The sequence below is a fragment of the Mycobacterium sp. NGS19 genome (assembly GCF_059813155.1).
On sequence record NZ_JCALEB010000003.1, the window covers coordinates 558991 to 576479 of the forward strand.

18 protein-coding genes are annotated in these 17489 nt (G+C 68.8%); 6 read left to right on the forward strand and 12 right to left on the reverse strand.

The genetic code is table 11. The features are described from left to right. Positions 1–2: 2 nt before the first annotated feature. From AC5Y4N_RS12590 to AC5Y4N_RS12610, 5 genes are all read right to left on the reverse strand, one after another. Entirely contained in the window at positions 3–923 is a 921-nt protein-coding gene (locus AC5Y4N_RS12590; protein WP_499907708.1) for a cation diffusion facilitator family transporter, read from the reverse strand. Between the two features lie 13 nt (positions 924–936). Beyond that, complete coding sequence (gene manA, locus AC5Y4N_RS12595) at positions 937–2163, reverse strand: mannose-6-phosphate isomerase, class I (protein WP_499907706.1); 1227 nt, start codon at positions 2161–2163, stop codon at positions 937–939. A gap of 4 nt (positions 2164–2167) precedes the next feature. Then, a complete protein-coding gene (locus AC5Y4N_RS12600; protein ID WP_499907704.1) occupies positions 2168–3235 on the reverse strand; it encodes a TobH protein in 1068 nt (355 codons plus the stop codon). Beyond that, positions 3232–4620, reverse strand: coding sequence for a phosphomannomutase/phosphoglucomutase (locus AC5Y4N_RS12605; RefSeq protein WP_499907702.1), 1389 nt, complete (start codon positions 4618–4620; stop codon positions 3232–3234). The genes AC5Y4N_RS12600 and AC5Y4N_RS12605 overlap by 4 nt, the downstream gene beginning before the upstream one ends. 76 nt (positions 4621–4696) lie before the next feature. Beyond that, on the reverse strand, positions 4697–5167 hold the full coding sequence (locus AC5Y4N_RS12610; protein WP_499907700.1) for a DUF3499 domain-containing protein: 471 nt from the start codon (positions 5165–5167) through the stop codon (positions 4697–4699). 122 nt (positions 5168–5289) lie between these two features. On the opposite strand from AC5Y4N_RS12610, the gene AC5Y4N_RS12615 reads away from it, so the two are divergent. Continuing rightward, positions 5290–5712, forward strand: a complete 423-nt coding sequence (locus AC5Y4N_RS12615) for a metallopeptidase family protein (protein WP_499908061.1) — start codon at positions 5290–5292, stop codon at positions 5710–5712. A 28-nt stretch (positions 5713–5740) separates the two neighbouring features. On the opposite strand, the gene AC5Y4N_RS12620 is transcribed toward AC5Y4N_RS12615, so the two are convergent. Then, entirely contained in the window at positions 5741–6004 is a 264-nt protein-coding gene (locus AC5Y4N_RS12620; RefSeq protein WP_499908060.1) for a WhiB family transcriptional regulator, read from the reverse strand. 394 nt (positions 6005–6398) lie between these two features. On the opposite strand from AC5Y4N_RS12620, the gene cofD reads away from it, so the two are divergent. From cofD to AC5Y4N_RS12635, 3 genes are read left to right on the forward strand one after another with little or no spacing between them, the layout of a single operon-like run. Then, positions 6399–7394: a 2-phospho-L-lactate transferase gene (gene cofD / locus AC5Y4N_RS12625; RefSeq protein ID WP_499908059.1), complete on the forward strand. Its 996-nt coding sequence runs from the start codon at positions 6399–6401 to the stop codon at positions 7392–7394. Then, positions 7391–8731 (forward strand): coenzyme F420-0:L-glutamate ligase, encoded by a 1341-nt coding sequence (locus tag AC5Y4N_RS12630; protein WP_499907698.1) that lies wholly within the window; start codon positions 7391–7393, stop codon positions 8729–8731. Before cofD ends, AC5Y4N_RS12630 begins: the two co-directional genes overlap by 4 nt. Next, positions 8728–9267: an NUDIX hydrolase gene (locus AC5Y4N_RS12635; protein ID WP_499907696.1), complete on the forward strand. Its 540-nt coding sequence runs from the start codon at positions 8728–8730 to the stop codon at positions 9265–9267. Before AC5Y4N_RS12630 ends, AC5Y4N_RS12635 begins: the two co-directional genes overlap by 4 nt. 42 nt (positions 9268–9309) lie before the next feature. Here AC5Y4N_RS12635 and manB read toward each other — a convergent pair whose 3' ends face one another. The 3 genes from manB to rfbD are packed head-to-tail and all read right to left on the reverse strand — an operon-like array spanning position 9310 to position 12220. Beyond that, a complete protein-coding gene (gene manB / locus AC5Y4N_RS12640) occupies positions 9310–10401 on the reverse strand; it encodes a mannose-1-phosphate guanylyltransferase (RefSeq protein WP_499907694.1) in 1092 nt (363 codons plus the stop codon). A gap of 1 nt (position 10402) precedes the next feature. Beyond that, the gene (locus AC5Y4N_RS12645) at positions 10403–11275 is read right to left on the reverse strand and encodes a glycosyltransferase family 2 protein (protein WP_499907692.1); all 873 of its coding nucleotides are present in this window, start codon (positions 11273–11275) and stop codon (positions 10403–10405) included. Positions 11276–11320: 45 nt separating this feature from the next. Continuing rightward, entirely contained in the window at positions 11321–12220 is a 900-nt protein-coding gene (gene rfbD / locus AC5Y4N_RS12650) for a dTDP-4-dehydrorhamnose reductase (RefSeq protein ID WP_499907690.1), read from the reverse strand. Positions 12221–12364: 144 nt separating this feature from the next. On the opposite strand from rfbD, the gene AC5Y4N_RS12655 reads away from it, so the two are divergent. Together AC5Y4N_RS12655 and AC5Y4N_RS12660 are read left to right on the forward strand one after the other, a co-directional pair. Continuing rightward, entirely contained in the window at positions 12365–13828 is a 1464-nt protein-coding gene (locus tag AC5Y4N_RS12655) for an LCP family protein (protein WP_499908058.1), read from the forward strand. Between the two features lie 4 nt (positions 13829–13832). Next, positions 13833–14531, forward strand: coding sequence for a TIGR03089 family protein (locus AC5Y4N_RS12660; RefSeq protein ID WP_499907688.1), 699 nt, complete (start codon positions 13833–13835; stop codon positions 14529–14531). An 8-nt stretch (positions 14532–14539) separates the two neighbouring features. Here AC5Y4N_RS12660 and AC5Y4N_RS12665 read toward each other — a convergent pair whose 3' ends face one another. Genes AC5Y4N_RS12665 through AC5Y4N_RS12675 form a run of 3 tightly spaced genes read right to left on the reverse strand, consistent with a single transcriptional unit; the run spans position 14540 to position 17457 of the window. After that, a complete protein-coding gene (locus AC5Y4N_RS12665) occupies positions 14540–15709 on the reverse strand; it encodes an acyl-CoA dehydrogenase (protein ID WP_499907686.1) in 1170 nt (389 codons plus the stop codon). A 13-nt stretch (positions 15710–15722) separates the two neighbouring features. Then, positions 15723–16247, reverse strand: coding sequence for a 5-(carboxyamino)imidazole ribonucleotide mutase (purE, locus tag AC5Y4N_RS12670; protein WP_499907684.1), 525 nt, complete (start codon positions 16245–16247; stop codon positions 15723–15725). Next, entirely contained in the window at positions 16240–17457 is a 1218-nt protein-coding gene (locus AC5Y4N_RS12675; RefSeq protein WP_499907682.1) for a 5-(carboxyamino)imidazole ribonucleotide synthase, read from the reverse strand. The genes purE and AC5Y4N_RS12675 overlap by 8 nt, the downstream gene beginning before the upstream one ends. Positions 17458–17489: the final 32 nt, after the last annotated feature.

A 17489-nucleotide genomic window follows, 5' to 3' on the forward strand; every position in this document is an offset into this window, starting at 1 on the left:
GGCTACCTGGCCAGCGCTCGGTCGAGGTCTGGCTCGAGATAGATCACCCGTGCGGCCGGTACCGCCTCGCGCACCCGTGCCTCCGCGTCGTCGATCGCCCGGGCCACCGTCACCATGTCGCTGCCCGGGGACAACGCGATCTTGGCGGCGACCAACATCTCCTCGGGCCCGAGATACTGTGTGCGCAGGTGGATCACCCGGTCGACGTTCGGGGTGGCCTCGAGCGCCCCGCGGATCGCGCGTTCCTGCTCGCCGGTGGCGCCCTCGCCGATCAGCAGGCTGTGCATCTCGACGATCAGGATCATCGCGATCACACCGAGCAGCACACCGATGGCTATGGTGCCGACGCCGTCCCAGACGGCGTCGCCGGTGAGGACCGTCAGCCCCACGCCTATGAATGCGAACAGCAGTCCGGTCAGCGCGCCGAGATCCTCGAGCAGCACGACCGGCAGTTCGGGATTGCGCGACGTGCGGATGAACCGCCACCAGCTGCCGGAGCCCTTCAGCGGCCGCGACTCGACCACCGCGGTTCGTAAACTGAACGACTCCAAGGCAATTGCCACCGCGAGGATCACGATCGCCACGACCGGTGACGTCAACCGCTCGGGATGGCTGATCTTGTGGTAGCCCTCGTAGAGCGCGAACAGCGAACCGAGACTGAACAATACGAGCGCCACGACGAACGAGTAGAAGTAGCGGCTGCGGCCGTACCCGAACGGGTGCAAGCGGTCGGCTTCCTTGCGGGCCCGGCGCTGGCCCAGCAGAAGCAGCGCCTGGTTTGAGGTGTCGGCCACCGAATGCACCGCCTCGGCCAGCATCGACGAGCTGCCGGTGATGAGATAGCCGACGAACTTCGCCACCGCGATGCCGGCGTTGGCCGCCAACGCCGCCAAGATCGCTTTCGTACTGCCCTCGCTCGACACGCCGCGATTCTCCTTATACGCCTGGGGTAACCCGGAACAACTCCGCCGGCCGCTCGGCGACCAAGCGAATGGGGCCGTCGTCGGCGGGCACCCAGGCCGCCTGCCCCCGCTGCAAGGTCATCGACGACGACTTCGCGTGCAGTTGCACCGCGCCTCCGGTACACAACAGAACCTGAGGTCCGTCATGTCGAACGGCGGCGTCGATCTCGTGCCCCAGGTTCTCGCCGTCGATGCGCAAACACGACACCGCGAATTCGTCGGCCGGGGCCAGGTATACGAGCTCTGGCCCCTCCCATCGTATTTCGGGACGCATCGATTCTGCGGCGACGGGATGGAAGTCGAGGATCCGCAGCAGCTCCGGGACGTCGACGTGCTTGGGGGTCAATCCGCCGCGCAGCACGTTGTCTGAATTGGCCATCACTTCCAGCGCCACGCCGCGCAGATAGGTGTGCAGGTTGCCGGCCGGCAGGAAGAGAGCCTCCCCAGGCTCGAGGTGCATCCGGTTCAGCAGCAGCGCCGCTAGCACGCCGGCGTCACCGGGATAGCGCTCGCCGAGCTCTAGCACCGTTTTCGCCTCGTCGGCGAATTGCTTTGCGCCTGAACGGATGTAGTCGATAGCACCGTCGAGCACTGCCGGCACCAAGACGTCGAGGTCCGGTTGCGGCGCGGTGATCCAGGTGGTGAACAGTGCCCGCAGCCCGTCGGCGTCGGGCTGGCCGTTGAGCAGCGCAATGAACGGATCGAGGTGCGGTACCTCCAGCGCCTTCATCAGCTCGACGGTGTGCGCTACGTCGCGAAACCCCGCCAGCGCCTCGAACGGTTCCACTGCGATCACCAGCTCGGGTTTGTGGCTGCGGTCACGGTAGTTGCGCGTCGGCGAGGTCACCGGGATACCGAGCCGCTCCTCGCGCTCGAATCCCTCGGCGGCCTGCCGCGCGCTCGGGTGCGCCTGCAATGACAACGGCTCGTCAGCGGCCAGCACCTTCACCAGGAAGGGCAGGCGTTCGCCGAATCGCTCGACCACCGATACGCCGAGCTGGCCTTCAGGATCGGCCGCAAGGGTCTCGAGCAGGGACCGATCTCCGGCGTCGGTCTGCAGCCACGCCGGATCGCCGGGGTGCGCACCGAACCAGAGCTCCGCCTCGGGATGTCTTGTGGGGGTGGGTCTTCCGGTGAATTCGGCGATCGCCGTGCGGGATCCCCACGCGTAGGTGCGCACCGCGCCGCGTAACAGATGCACGTCGCTAACCCCGAATCAATCGCAGATACACCGCAGCCATTTCCAGCCGCACCGCCAGCACCGCCAATTGCGCGTCGGCGGTGCCGATCCCCGCCGCGGCGGGATCCGTCACGTCTGCGGCACCCACCAGGTCGACGTCGTCGAGCCCTGCCGTGCGGGCCGCCACGACGGCGCGTTCATCGGTGAGCGTCAACGCGAGAACCCGCAGGCGCTCCGGCAGCGGACCGTCGATCTCTTCGTCGTGGAAGATCGCGTCCACCGAATCCACGTGTCCCCGTTGGAAACCCGACCGCAGTGCCACCACCACATCACCCAGTCCGGCTGCGGCGGCCACAGTGCCCGAAATTCGCAGCAGCACCGCGCTGCCGTGGTGCGCCAAGGCCAACGCGGCGGCGGAGTCGGCGGCCAGCACCACGCGGCGCGACACCATACGATCCGCCAGGGCCTTGGCCGGGTTGGTGAACACTTCCCGGCCGGCACTGCTGCGCAGCACTTCAGCGTCGACGTCGTCGGCCAGCCCGGCGATGTCGGCCTGCACTGCAGGGTCGACCGCCGACACGGCGGCCAAGCCGGCGGCAAAGTATCGGGTCAGCCCGAACGCGTCGTTGAGCGGCAGCCGCGGCTCGAGCACCGCGGCCCGTCCGGCAGCGGCGTCTCGCAGCGGGCCTTCGAACGGCGCGACCACCATCACCCGCGCGCCGCGCCGCACTCCCATCGACGCAGCGGCCACCAACGCAGGGTCGCCGGGATCGTCGCCGGCCACCACGACCACGTCGAGCGGGCCGATCCACGGCGGCGCGCCGGCGGCCACCATGATCGGCGCCCCGGCAGACTGGCCGACGAGCGCGGACACCATGCGACCGGCAGTGCCGGCGGTGCCACGACCGGCCACCCAGATCACCGTGCGCGGTTGCGGACCGACGAGCGACTCCAGCGCCCCCTCGTCGACCGCGGCACCCGTCGCGCGCACATGTGCCCCGGCCGTAGACGCCGCACGCAGCAGGCCTTCGGTATCGGCGGCGACAAGCCCGTCGACGTCGTCGAGGTCGATCACCGACCCGGTGGCGTTCATGAGGAAACCTTTGACGCAGAACGGATTCCGGCCGCGACTTGGTCGACCACGGCATCCACTGCCTCTGTGGTCCGCGCTTCGACGTTCAACCGCAGCAACGGCTCAGTGTTGGACATCCGAACGTTGAACCAGGTGCCCTCACCCAAGTCGACGGTCACGCCATCCAAGTGATCGATCGAGACGATCTGTGTGCCGAACGACTTCAGCACGGCGTCGATGCAGTCTTGGGCGTCGGCGACCGTGAAGTTGATCTCGCCAGACTGCTCGTAGCGCTGATAGTCGGCCATCAGATCGGACAGCGGCCGATCGTGCTCCCCGAGTGCCGCGAGCACGTGCAGCGCGGCCAGCATGCCGGAGTCGGCGCCCCAGAAGTCGCGGAAGTAGTAGTGCGCAGAATGCTCGCCACCGAAAATCGCGCCTGTCTCGGCCATGAGCGCCTTGATGTAGGAGTGCCCGACGCGCGATCTCACCGGCGTGCCTCCCCGCTCGGTCACCAGCTCCGGCACGGCACGCGACGTGATCAAGTTGTGAATCACGGTGGCACCGATCTCCCGGTCGAGTTCGCGAGCCGCTACCAGCGCGGTGACAGCCGACGGCGACACCGGCTCGCCCCGTTCGTCGACCACGAAGCAGCGGTCGGCATCCCCGTCGAAGGCCAGCCCGATGTCGGCACCGGTCGCCCGGACGTGCTCTTGCAAGTCGACCAGGTTGGCCGGGTCCAGCGGATTGGCCTCGTGGTTGGGGAACGTGCCGTCGAGTTCGAAATACAAGGGGTCGACGGTGATCGAGGTGATCGGGCCGAGCACCGCGGGTGTGGTGTGGCCGGCCATCCCGTTACCCGCGTCGACCGCCACCCGCAGTGGCCGCCCTCCGCTGAGGTCGACCAATGACCGCAGGAACTCGCCGTAGTCGGCGAGCACGTCGCGGTCGGTGACCTTGCCGGCCGGCCCGTCGTAATCGGGCACGCCAGCGATCACCTGCTCGCTGATCGTGGCGAGCCCGGTGTCGCGGCCCACCGGTTTTGCGCCGGCCCGGCAGAGCTTGATGCCGTTGTAGGCGGCGGGGTTGTGGCTGGCGGTGAACATCGCGCCGGGGCAGTCGAGCATGCCGGACGCGAAGTACAGCTGGTCGGTGGACGCCAGACCGATGCGGACCACGTCGAGGCCTTGGCCGGTCACACCGTCGGCGAATGCCGCGGCAAGCGCCGGTGAACTCGACCTCATGTCGTAACCGAGCACTACCTGCCGCGCACCTTCGTCGCGCAGCAACCGCGCGAACGCGGCGCCGACTTCAGCGACGAACGGCTCGTCGATCTCATCGCCGACCAGCCCACGAACGTCGTAGGCCTTGATCACGCTGTGAACCATCGCAGCGGGCCGGGACATGACGAAGGTTGACTCCTGGTCGAGAACGCTACTGTTGGCGCCAGCCTAACTGTTTGCCCCCGGCCTCAGGTTCAACTCACTGCGGGTCCGGCAACACCCTGAGGTGGCCGCGGCGTCTGCCGGCCTTGGACGACGGAGAAGGTGGCGGGGCCAGCACGGCGCCGTGGGTGCCGACGGGCGCGCCGTTGACCGGATCGATCTGCTGGTATCGGCCGCCTGCGGGCGAATCGTCGAGCGCTGCACTGCCCCGGCTTCCCATCACGAAGTTGCCCCGGCCGCCGTCACGGTTCTCCCGGACCGCGTCGGCGAGCGCGACCAAGTCGTCTTCGTCGGGACTAGTGGGCAGCGGCCCGGCGTGGCGAACCAACTCCCAACCGCGCGGGGCGGTGATGCGGCTGGCGTGTCCGACACACAGGTCCCACGAATGCGGTTCCGGCGCAGTGGCCAGCGGGCCGACGACCGCCGTGGAATCCGAGTAGACAAACGTCAGCGTCGCGACCGCATATTGAGGACACCCGGGCCGGCAGCAGCGACGGGGAACGTTCACGTCGGGAAGGCTATCGTGCGGGATCGTCGGCCGCCGCCGGACACGCGCACGGTCCGAAGCGAAGATCCCCAACCGTTACGATCGCCCGCGTGGCCGGTAGACGCCGTTCCCGGCGACGGGAGATGAGAGGTCCGTTGTTGCCGCCGACGGTGCCCGGATGGCGCAGCCGCGCCGAGCGATTCGACATGGCGGTGCTCGAGGCCTATGAGCCGATCGAGCAGCGGTGGCGCGACCGGGTGTCCGGGCTCGACGTCGCGGTCGACGAGATACCGCGCATCTCCCCCAAGGATCCGGACAGTGTGCAGTGGCCGCCGGAGGTGGTGGCCGACGGGCCGATTGCCCTGGCCCGGTTGATCCCCGCCGGCGTGGACGTTCGGGGCAATTCGACGCGCGCACGCATCGTCTTGTTTCGCAAGCCGATCGAGCGGCGCGCCAAAGACAGCGACGAACTTGCGGACTTGTTGCATGAGTTGCTGGTGGCTCAGGTCGCGACGTATCTGGGTGTCGAACCCTCCGTCATCGACCCGACGATCGACGACGACTGAGCGCTTGGGTGCCCGAGCCGGTAGCGGGCTAGATGATGCCGCGCTTGAGGCGGCGGCGCTCCCGCTCGGAGAGACCGCCCCAGATGCCGAAGCGCTCGTCATGGGCTAGTGCGTATTCGAGGCACTCGCCGCGAACCTCGCAGCCCATGCAGATGCGCTTGGCCTCTCGGGTTGAGCCGCCCTTCTCGGGGAAGAACGCCTCCGGGTCGGTTTGGGCGCACAGCGCCCGCTCCTGCCATTGGTCGTCCGGGGCGTCCGGTGGCAGACCGAAAAAGTCCGGCACCAAAGCCAAGTTAGCTCGCTGGGCGGTGGGTGCCTCGTCGTCGGAGTGGGTTTGCGGCGCGCTGCCTGCCGCGCTCAATCCGCGGTCGGCCAGCCGGATGTGACGCGGGAAATCGCTTTGCTCGTAAGGCATTTCGCCTCCTAACCTAAGAATCGCAGTTGGTTGTGGATGTCGCCCACTATTCAGCAGAATTCGAACAAGTGATCGAATCTCGGTCTGCGACACCGGAACCGGCTGGCGAACCGGGAATGACACTGATGTGATTACACACTTGTGAGCAGGCCCGGTCAAGCGTTGGAACCAAATTTCATACCATCTCGTTATCGAGATTCGGCGCGTCGTTTCTGCGGCGTGTCGCACCGCGGCGAACGCGCGCCCGACGGAAGGCCTAGTGTCCTGGGTTGTGAAGGTCACCGTTCTCGTAGGCGGCGTCGGCGGGGCGCGCTTCCTTCTGGGCGTCCAGCACCTGCTCGGCCTCGGCCAGTTCGCCACCGGTGAAAGCACGCATGAGCTGACCGCCGTCGTCAACGTCGGCGACGACGCGTGGATGCACGGCGTGCGCGTCTGCCCCGATCTGGACACGTGCATGTACACCCTCGGCGGCGGCATCGACCCCGAGCGCGGCTGGGGCCACCGCGACGAAACTTGGCACGCGAAGGAGGAATTGGCCCGCTACGGCGTGCAGCCCGACTGGTTCGGGCTCGGCGACCGCGACCTGGCGACCCATCTGGTGCGCAGCCAGATGCTGCGGGCAGGCTATCCACTGTCACAGGTGACCGAAGCCCTGTGCCACCGCTGGTCGCCCGGCGCGACACTGCTGCCCGCTAGTGATGACCGCTGCGAAACCCACGTCGTCATCACCGATCCCGCCGACGGCGCACAGCGCGCGATCCACTTCCAGGAGTGGTGGGTGCGCTACCGCGCGCAGGTGCCCACGCACAGCTTCGCGTTCGTCGGCGCCGAGAAAGCCACCGCCGGACCCGGCGTCGTCGACGCAATCGAATCCGCGGACGTGGTGTTCCTGGCACCGTCGAACCCCGTCGTCAGCATCGGCGCAATCCTGGCGATCCCCGGCATCCGCGGCGCATTGCGCTCCACTTCCGCGCCGGTGATCGGTTACTCCCCCATCGTCAGCGGAAAACCCTTGCGCGGCATGGCCGATGAATGCCTGCGCGTGATCGGTGTGGCCAGCACGTCCGAGGCCGTCGGCGCCTACTACGGCGCCCGCAGCGGAGTCGGGATCCTCGACGGCTGGTTGATCCACGAAGGCGACACCGCGTCCATCGACGGGGTGGCCGTGCGTGCGGTGCCACTGCTGATGACGAACCCGGCCGCCACCGCCGACATGGTGCGCAGCGGCCTGGAATTGGCCGGGCTCACGTCGGAGCCGCGGTCGTGACCGATCACGGGTCGGCACGCCGCGTCGAGCTGCTCCCGGTCGCCGGGCTTCCCGAGTTCCGGCCCGGCGACGACCTGGCCGCGGCGATCGCGAAGGCAGCGCCATGGCTGCGCGACGGGGACGTGGTGGTGGTCACCAGTAAGGTCGTGAGCAAGTGCGAGGGTCGCATCGTGCCGGCGCCGGCTGACCCGCAGGCCCGAGATGACTTGCGCCGCAAGCTAATCGACGCCGAAGCGGTCAGGGTTCTGGCACGCAAGGGCAAGACGCTGATCACCGAGAACGCGCTCGGGCTGGTGCAGGCCGCCGCGGGCGTCGACGGGTCGAATGTCGGCGCCACCGAGCTCGCGCTGCTCCCGCTCGACCCGGACGCCAGCGCGGCGACATTGCGGGCGCGGCTGCGGGAACGGCTCGGCGTGACTGTCGGTGTGCTGATCACCGACACCATGGGTCGCGCGTGGCGCAACGGGCAGATCGACGTCGCGATCGGTGCGTCCGGTGTCGAGGTGCTGCATGCCTATGCCGGCACGCACGACCCGCACGGCAACGAACTGGTGGTGACCGAAGTCGCGGTCGCCGACGAACTGGCTTGCGCCGCAGACCTTGTCAAGGGCAAGCTGACCGGCGTCCCGGTGGCTGTGGTGCGCGGCCTGACAATCGCCGACGACGGCTCCACCGCCGCGCGGCTGGTGCGGGCCGGCGACGAAGACCTGTTCTGGCTCGGCACCGAGGAGGCACTTGCCGAAGGTCGTCGGCAGGCGCTGCTGTTGCGCCGATCTGTGCGACGGTTCGCGCCCGAGCAGGTGCCGCCGCAGCACATCGAAGCCGCAGTCGCGGATGCGCTCACTGCGCCGGCGCCGCATCACACACGTCCGGTGCGGTTCGTCTGGCTGCGTGATCCCGACCGCCGGGTCGCACTGCTGGACCGCATGAAGGCCCGCTGGCGCGACGACCTCACCCGCGACGGCAAATCGACGCAGGCCGTCGACGCGCGGGTGGCCCGCGGTCAAATCCTCTACGATGCACCAGAATTGATGATTCCGTTTCTGGTGCCCGACGGCGCGCACGACTATCCCGACAGCACCCGCACGGCAGCCGAACACACGATGTTCACCGTGGCGGTCGGTGCCGCCGTTCAAGGGCTGTTGGTCGCGCTGGCCGTGCGCGGCATCGGCAGCTGCTGGGTGGGGTCGACGATCTTCGCGCCAGAGGAAGTGCGTGACGAACTCGACCTCCCCTTGTCGTGGGAACCATTGGGGGCCATAGCAATCGGCTATCCTACTGAACCACTGACCCCGCGTGCACCCGCCTCGGTGGCTGGGCTGCTGGTGCACAAGTGAGCCTGCGCGATTCGGTGATCACGACGCTGTCCGGCTGGCGCGCACCGGATCCCGCGCAAGACGCGATGCGTGAAGCGGTGCTCGCGTTCGTGCTTGCGCGGGCCGACGCATGTCGGCGCGAATGCGAGCCAGGCCATATCACCGCCTCCACGCTGCTGCTGGACCACACCGGCACGCGCGCACTGCTGACGCTTCATCCGCGGTTGGGCCGGTGGGTTCAGCTCGGTGGGCACTGCGAGGACGTCGACGCCGACATCGTCGCCGCAGCCCGACGCGAGGCCGTCGAAGAGTCCGGCATCGCGGCGCTCTCGCTGGCGCCTGAGCTGACCGCCATTCACGTTCACCCCGTGACGTGTTCGCTGGGAGTGCCGACTCGACACCTCGACCTGCAGTTCGTCGCGCACGCACCGCCGGATGCGCATTTCGCGGTCACCGACGAATCGCTGGACCTGCGGTGGTGGGACCTCGATGCCATGCCAAATGACACCGATTACGGCCTCTCCCAACTGGTTTCGTATGCGATTTCGGGGCGCTAACGTGCGCTCGGCGCCGGTTTGCGCACCGAAATCGCATAGCGGTCAGACGTCGGTGGAGAACCGGATGCCGCCGTCTGGGATGGTCACGCCGGGCCATACCCGTGCGCCACGCAGCAGCTCACACCGCGCGCCGACATCTGCGCCGTCGCCGATCACCCCGTCGCGGATCAGCGCCCGCGGCCCTACGCGCGCGCCGAACCCGATGATCGACCGCTCGATGCGCGACCCGGCCTCCACGCGCGCACCGTCGAAGATCACCGCGCCGTCCAGCCGCACACCCGGCCCGATCTCGGCACCGCGACCGACCACCGTGCCGCCCACAAGCACCGCTCCGGGCGCCACCGCGGCGCCATCGTGCACCAGCTTCTCGCCGCGCTGGTTGCCCAGCGCCGGCGACGGCGCGATCCCACGCACGAGGTCGGCCGATCCCTGGACGAAATCCTCGGGCGTGCCCATGTCGCGCCAATAGCTTGCGTCGACGTAGCCACACACCCGCAGCCCGTCCGACAGCAGCGCCGGGAACACCTCCCGCTCCACCGACACCGGCCGGCCGCGAGGAATGCGGTCGATCACCGAGCGGCGAAAGATGTAGCAGCCGGCGTTGATCTGGTCGGTCGGCGGGTCCTGCGTCTTCTCCAGGAACGCGGTGACCAAGCCCTCGTCGTCGGTGGGCACACAGCCGAACGCGCGGGGATCGCCGACGCGCACCAGGTGAAGGGTCACATCGGCGTCCAGGCGCTGATGCGTCTCGAGCATCGAGACCAGGTCGGCCCCGGAGAGCACGTCGCCGTTGAACACCATGACGGTGTCGTGACGCAGTCCTGCGGCGGCGTTGGCGATCCCGCCGCCCGTGCCCAGCGGTTCGGTCTCGGTGACGTAGTCGATCTGCAGACCCAGCTTCGAGCCGTCACCGAACTCGGATTCGAACACCTCGGCCTTGTACGACGTGCCCAGCACCACATGGTGAATGCCGGCGGCCGCGATCCGCGACAGCAGGTGGGTCAAAAATGGCAGCCCGGCAGTCGGCAGCATCGGCTTGGGTGCCGACAGCGTCAGCGGCCGCAACCGCGTGCCCTGGCCGCCGACGAGCACGATCGCGTCGACGTGCGCCGGGTCGATCGGGGTGTCCGTCATCTCACCTGCCTTTCGCCAGCTTGCGCCGGGAGCCTCGCACCGCCAACCGGGACCGCACCGCAAGCGCGAACCGCATCGCCCACCTCAGGGGCGCCTGCCACCAGTGCGGGTGCCGATCGGCAAGGTAAATGTAGGTGCTCTGGTGGTGTGCGACGAGATTTCTGGCCGGATCGCGGCCGGTGGCGTGGCCTTTGTCGTGCAGAATCTCCGCCGAGGGCACATAGACGTTCTGCCAGCCGGCTCTGCCGAGCCGGTCGCCGAGGTCGACGTCTTCCATATACATGAAGTAGCGCTCGTCGAAGCCGTTCACCTCGTCGAAGGCGGCCTTGCGCACCAACAGGCACGACCCCGACAGCCAGCCGACGGGCCGTTCGCTGGGCTCCAGACGCTCCTGGCGGTAAGCGGCCGTCCACGGGTTGGTGCGCCACAGCGGTCCGATCACCGCGTGCAGGCCGCCCCGGACGAGGCTGGGAAGGTGACGTGCCGACGGATACACCGAGCCGTCCGGGTCGCGGATCAACGGGCCCAGCGTGCCGGCCCGCGGCCAGCGGCCGGCCGCCTCCAGCAGCAGGTCGATGCTCGCCGGCCCCCACTGCACATCGGGGTTCGCGACCACGAAAAAGTCTGTCTCCGGGCCTAATTCGGCGGCCGCGCGGTTGACCGCGGCGCCGTAGCCGATGTTGGCGCCGGTGCGCAGCAGGCGGGTGTTGGGGAACTCGGCCAACGCGGCCTCGGGGCTGCCGTCGGTGGACCCGTTGTCGGCCATGACGACGGTGACGGGCCGGTCGGTGGCATGCGACAAACTCGCCAAGAACCGGTGCAGGTGCGGACCCGGCGAGTACGTCACGGTCACCACCGTCAACATGTCACTCACCGGACGCGCCAACTCCCTCACTCACGGCGTTGAGGGTAACGGTTCTCAGCCCCCACCAGCGTCGTCAGCCGGGCTTTCGCGGGCACGGGTCTCGCTGCCGGACAGCGCGGCGGCGAGTGCGTCGCGCCACGGCCGCAACGGCGTCAGTCCGGCGGCGGCAGACAACCGCGCCGACAACGCGGAGTAGGCCGGCCGTGGGGCGGGCCGCGGGTTGCGATCGGTGGCGACGGGCCGGACCCGTTGCGGGTCGGTGCGCAGCTCTTCGAAGACGGCTCTGGCCTGATCGAACCGGCTGGCGGCGCCGGCGTTCGCGGCGTGCAGCAGCGGCGCGCTGATACCGCCCGCGGCAATCTGCAGCAGCGCACCGACCAGGTCGCCGACGAACGTGGGCGAGCCGATCTGGTCGGCCACCACGTCGATCTGCTCGCCGCCGCGTGCGCGTTGCGCGATGGCGGCGACAAAGTCTTTGCCGACGCCCGCGTAGACCCAGGCGGTGCGCACCACATGCGCGTGGGGCAAGACGGCGTGTACCGCCTCTTCGCCGGCGAGCTTCGTGCGCCCGTACACCGACAGCGGCTCCGGCCGGTCGTCGACGTCATAGGGCCGGGGTGAACCGGGGAAACGTCCGCTGAACACGTAGTCGGTGGACAGGTGAATCAGCCGAGCGCCCACCCGCGCGCAACTGCGCGCGACGTTTCCGGGCCCGACCGCGTTCACCGCGTGGGCAGTCTCAGCGTCCGACTCGGCGGCGTCCACCGCGGTGTAGGCGGCGCAGTTGACCACCACGTCGCCGGGTTCGACGATCCCGTCGCCGGCATCCGCTGCGGTGATGTCCCAGTCGGTGGAGCTCAGCGCCACCACGTCGTGACCGGCGCGGGCCGCGTCGACGGCCAGCCGGCGCCCGACCTGCCCCCGCGCGCCGGTGATAACAATTCGGTGGCCCATGGTTTTCGAGTCTGGCACGCCGGGCCTCGGCTACGGCGTCTGCGGCGCCTGCGCCAGTAGCCTGGTCGCAGCTACCGAACTGAATGGGGTTTCTTCGTGCCTGCTGTGCCAACCGCCGGCCCGGCCGCGAACGCGCGCCGTGGCGTGCGGGTGCTGTGCACTGTGGTGGCGTGTGCGATCGTGTTGGCCACCGGACTGGCGTGGAGCAAGATCCGTTCGCTGGAGAACGGCATCCTGCACATCAGCTCGCCGCTGCTGGGCACCGGCGGTGAGGACGGCGCGATCGACATCCTTCTGGTCGGCATGGACAGCCGCACCGACGCTCACGGCAATCCGCTCAGCGAGGACGAACTCGCCCAGCTGCACGCCGGCGACGACGTGTCCACCAACACCGACACGATCATCTTGGTGCGCATCCCGGACAACGGGAAGTCGGCGACGGCCATCTCGATCCCCCGCGACTCGTACGTGCAGGCTGCCGGCCTGGGGAAGACGAAGATCAACGGCGTCTACGGTCAGACCAAAGAACAGAAGCGCATGCAGCTTGTCGAGTCGGGCGTCAGTGACGCGCAGGCCGACGCCCAGGCCACCGAGGCGGGTCGAGAGGCACTGATCAAGACCGTCGCCGATCTCACCGGAGTTACCGTCGACCATTACGCCGAAGTGGGGCTGCTGGGCTTCGCGTTGATCACCGACGCCATCGGCGGTGTCGACGTCTGCTTGAAAGATGCTGTCTACGAACCCCTTTCGGGAGCCGACTTCCCGGCCGGCTGGCAGCGGCTGAGCGGGCCGCAGGCGCTGAGCTTCGTCCGGCAGCGCCACGACCTGCCGCGCGGCGACCTCGACAGGGTGGTGCGCCAGCAGGTGGTCATGGCTTCCCTTGCGCATCAAGTGATTTCAGGGAAGACCTTGTCCAGCCCCTCAGCGCTGGAGCGCCTGCAGACGGCGATTCAGCGCTCTGTGGTGCTGTCGGACGGCTGGGACATCATGGATTTCATCAAGGAGCTGCAGAAGCTGGCCGCAGGCAACGTCGCGTTCGCGACCATCCCGGTGCTCGACGAGTCGGGCTGGAGCGACGACGGCATGCAGAGCGTGGTGCGGGTGGACCCCTCGCAGGTGCAGGCGTGGGTGAAGGGCTTGCTGAGCGACCAGGCGCAGGGCAAGACCGAAGAGCTGGCCTACACACCGGCCAACACTGCGGTCGAGGTGGAAAACGACAGCGACATCAACGGTCTGGCGGCCGCGGTGTCACAGGTGTTGACCAACAACGGGTTTCAGCAGGGACCGATCGGCAACCACGACGGCGGGCACGTCCCGGGCAGCCAGGTGCACGCGGCCAAGGCCGACGACCTCGGCGCGCAAGCGGTGGCCAAGCAGCTCGGCGGACTGCCGGTGGTGGCCGACCCGTCGGTGCGCCCGGGCACCGTGCGCGTGGTGCTGACCGCTGACTACACCGGGCCCGGCTCTGGGCTCGACAGCACCAATCCCACCGTCGCGACGGTCGATCCGGCAGCCGCAACCACCGGCGACACAGCCACCGACTCCGAGCCGCCGCCGCCGTCGCCGATCATCACCGCGGGCTCGAACGACCCGCAGTGCGTCAACTGAACCAGTGACCAATCTTGCTGCGGCAGTACTCGATCCGTTGTTGCGGACGGACCCGTCCAAACCGCGGATCACCTACTACGACGACGCCTCCGGCGAGCGGATCGAGTTGTCGACGGCCACGTTCGCGAACTGGGCTGCCAAGACCGCGAACCTGCTTCGCGACGAGCTCGGCACCGGGCCGGGCAGCCGGGTCGCGGTGCTGTTGCCGGCGCATTGGCAGACGGCGGCGGTGGTGTTCGGGGTGTGGTGGATCGGTGCGGAGGTGGTGTTCGGCGACAGCGACGCGGACGTGGTGATGTGCACTGCCGACGCTGTTGCCGATGCCGACGCCGATGACGTGGTGGCGCTGTCGCTGGACGCCTTCGGCCGGCCCGTGAACGACCTTCCTCCCGGCGTCATCGACTACGCGACCACCGTGCGGGTGCAGGCCGACAAGATCTCTGCCGAGCGGCAGCCGGGTCCCGCGCTCGGTGGCCGCTCAGCGGGCGAGGTTCTCGCGTGGGCCGCCGATTCTGCTGCAGCGCAGGGTGTTTCGAGTCACGACCGGGTGCTGTCGACCGCCGACTGGACGACCGATGCCGCGCTGGTGGACGGCCTGGTGGCGGTGTTCGCCGTCGGTGCGTCACTGGTGCAGGTAGCCCACCCCGACCCGTCGGCAATGGAGCGTCGCCGCGTCACCGAAAACGTGACCGTAATGTTCTGACCGGTGCCTCAGCGCAGCAGCGCGCGCGACATCACGACCCGTTGAATCTGATTCGTGCCCTCGTAGATCTGGGTGATCTTGGCGTCGCGCATCATCCGCTCCACTGGGAAGTCCTCGGTGTAGCCGGCACCGCCGAACAGCTGCACGGCGTCGGTGGTGACCTCCATCGCCACGTCGGACGCGAAGCACTTCGACGCCGAGGAGATGAAGCCCAGGTTCGGTTCGCCGCGTTCGGCGCGTGCTGCCGCGCTGTACACCATCAGCCGGGCGGCCTCGACCTTCATCGCCATGTCGGCCAGCATGAACTGCACACCCTGGAACTCCGCGATCGACCGGCCGAACTGCTTGCGTTCCTTGGTGTATGCAATCGCCGCGTCTAGCGCGCCCTGCGCGATGCCGACGGCCTGCGCGCCAATGGTCGGGCGGGTGTGGTCGAGTGTGGCCAGCGCCGTCTTGAAGCCGGTGCCCGGCTCGCCGATGATCCGGTCGCCGGGTATGCGGCAGTTCTCGAAGTACAGCTCGGTGGTGGGTGAGCCCTTGATGCCGAGCTTGCGTTCCTTCGGCCCGACCGTGAAACCTTCGTCGTCTTTGTGCACGACGAACGCCGAGATGCCGTTGGCGCCCTTGTCGGGATCGGTCGACGCCATCACCGTGTACCAGGTCGACTTGCCGCCGTTGGTGATCCACGCCTTGGCGCCGTTGAGCACCCACGAGTCCCCGTCGGCGCGGGCCCGGGTACGCATCGCGGCCGCGTCGCTGCCCGACTCCCGCTCGGACAGCGCATACGACGCCATCGCCTCGCCCGACGCCAGCGACGGCAGCACTTGCTTCTTCAGCTCGTCGGAGCCGGACAGGATCAGCCCCATGGTGCCGAGCTTGTTGACCGCGGGAATCAGCGACGCCGACGCGTCGACACGCGCCACCTCCTCGATGACGATGCAGGTGGCCACCGCGTCGGCGCCCTGCCCGCCGTACTCCTCCGGAACGTGAACAGCTGACAAGCCGGACTCGTTGAGCGCCTTGAGCGCCTCCTCGGGGAACCGTGAGTTCTGGTCGACATCAGCGGCGTACGGGGCAATCTCCTTCTCGCACAGCTCGCGCACCACCGCGCGCAGCTCGTTGTGCTCGTCCGGCAGTTTGAAGACGTCGAACGACGGATCACCGGCCCATTTAGCCATCTCGGCCTCCTTGCTACTCCCCAGTAACGGTACCTTCGGGGCCCAGCAACCGGTCTTTCAGGGCGGCGTCCTTCTCCAGCACCGACGCCTCGAGTAGGCGCTGGAAATCCTCGATGCGCTGGCGCAGCCGGGGGTCTGACGACGCCAGGATCCGAACCGCCAGCAGCCCCGCGTTGCGGGCGCCGCCGATCGACACCGTGGCCACCGGCACGCCGGCCGGCATCTGCACGATCGACAGCAGCGAATCGAGGCCGTCGAGCTTGGCCAGCGGCACCGGTACTCCGATCACCGGCAGCGGCGTGGCCGACGCGACCATGCCGGGCAGGTGCGCGGCTCCTCCCGCCCCGGCGATGATCACCTCGATGCCGCGCGACGCCGCGCCGCGGGCGTAGTCGAGCATGCGGGCCGGGGTGCGGTGCGCGGACACCACCCCCACCTCGAACGGAATGTCGAATTCGGCCAACGCGTGGGCGGCGGCCTCCATGACCGGCCAATCGCTGTCGCTGCCCATGATCAGGCCGACCCGCGGCTCAGGCATGCGCGTCCCATCCGTCGGTCCACTGGGCGTGCGACAACCAGTGTGCCGCCCGCAAGGCCCGCTCGCGCAGCGTGGCCACGTGGTCGTCGTCGTCGGGCGAGCCGTTCCGGCCGAGAATGTTGACGTGGCCGATCTTGCGGCCGGGCCGCTCAGCCTTGCCGTAGAGGTGCACCCGAGCATCGGGGATGCGGCCGAACAGGTGATGCAGCCGCTCGTCCATCGTCATGGTCGGCGTCTGCGCCGCGCCCAGCACGTTGGCCATCACCGTCACCGGCACCACGGGTGCCGTGTCGCCGAGCGGATAGTCCAGCACCGCCCGCAGATGCTGCTCGAACTGGCTGGTCGTAGCGCCGTCCATGGTCCAGTGCCCAGAATTGTGCGGGCGCATCGCGAGCTCGTTGACCAGCAGCCGGCCGTCGACGGTTTCGAACAGCTCGACCGCCAGCAGCCCGACCACGCCGAGCTGCGAACACAGCCGCAGCGCCAGCTGTTCGGCCTCGGCAGCGGTGTCCGGGTCCAACCGGGGAGCCGGCGCCACCACCAGAACGCAGATGCCGTCGCGTTGCACCGTCTGCACCACGGGCCACGCAGCGCCCTGGCCGAACGGCGACCGCGCAGTCAGCGCCGCAAGCTCGCGCCGCATTTCGACGCGCTCCTCCAGCAGCACCTGCACGCCGTCGGCCAGCAGCCGGTCCACCACGTCGCGGGCCGAGCCGAGGTCGTCGGGCAGGAACACCCCCTTGCCGTCGTAGCCGCCGCGTACGGTCTTCACCACCACGGGGCCGCCGACGCGGGCGGCGAACGCGTCGACGTCGTCAGCGCCGGCGGCCTCGGCGAACCGGGGCACCGGGGCGCCGAGCGACTCCAGGCGCCGCCGCATCACCAGCTTGTCCTGGGTGTGGATCAGCGCCTCCGGCGACGGCGCCACGGTCACACCCTCGGCGACCAGCTTGTCCAGCAGTTCTGTGGGAACGTGCTCGTGGTCGAACGTGACGACGCTCGCGCCGTCGGCCGCGCGGCGAAGCGCGTCGAGGTCGTCGTGGCGGCCGAGCACCACATCGGGGCTGACCTGAGCTGCCGGGTCGTCAGCCGAAACCGCGAGCACCCGCAGGCTCTGGCCCAGCGGAATCGCCGCCTGGTGAGTCATGCGAGCGAGCTGACCAGCACCGATCATCGCCACCACGGGCCGGGCACCAGACGAGTTACGCACGCTGCCATGGTGTCATGCGCGGGATGCGTGGT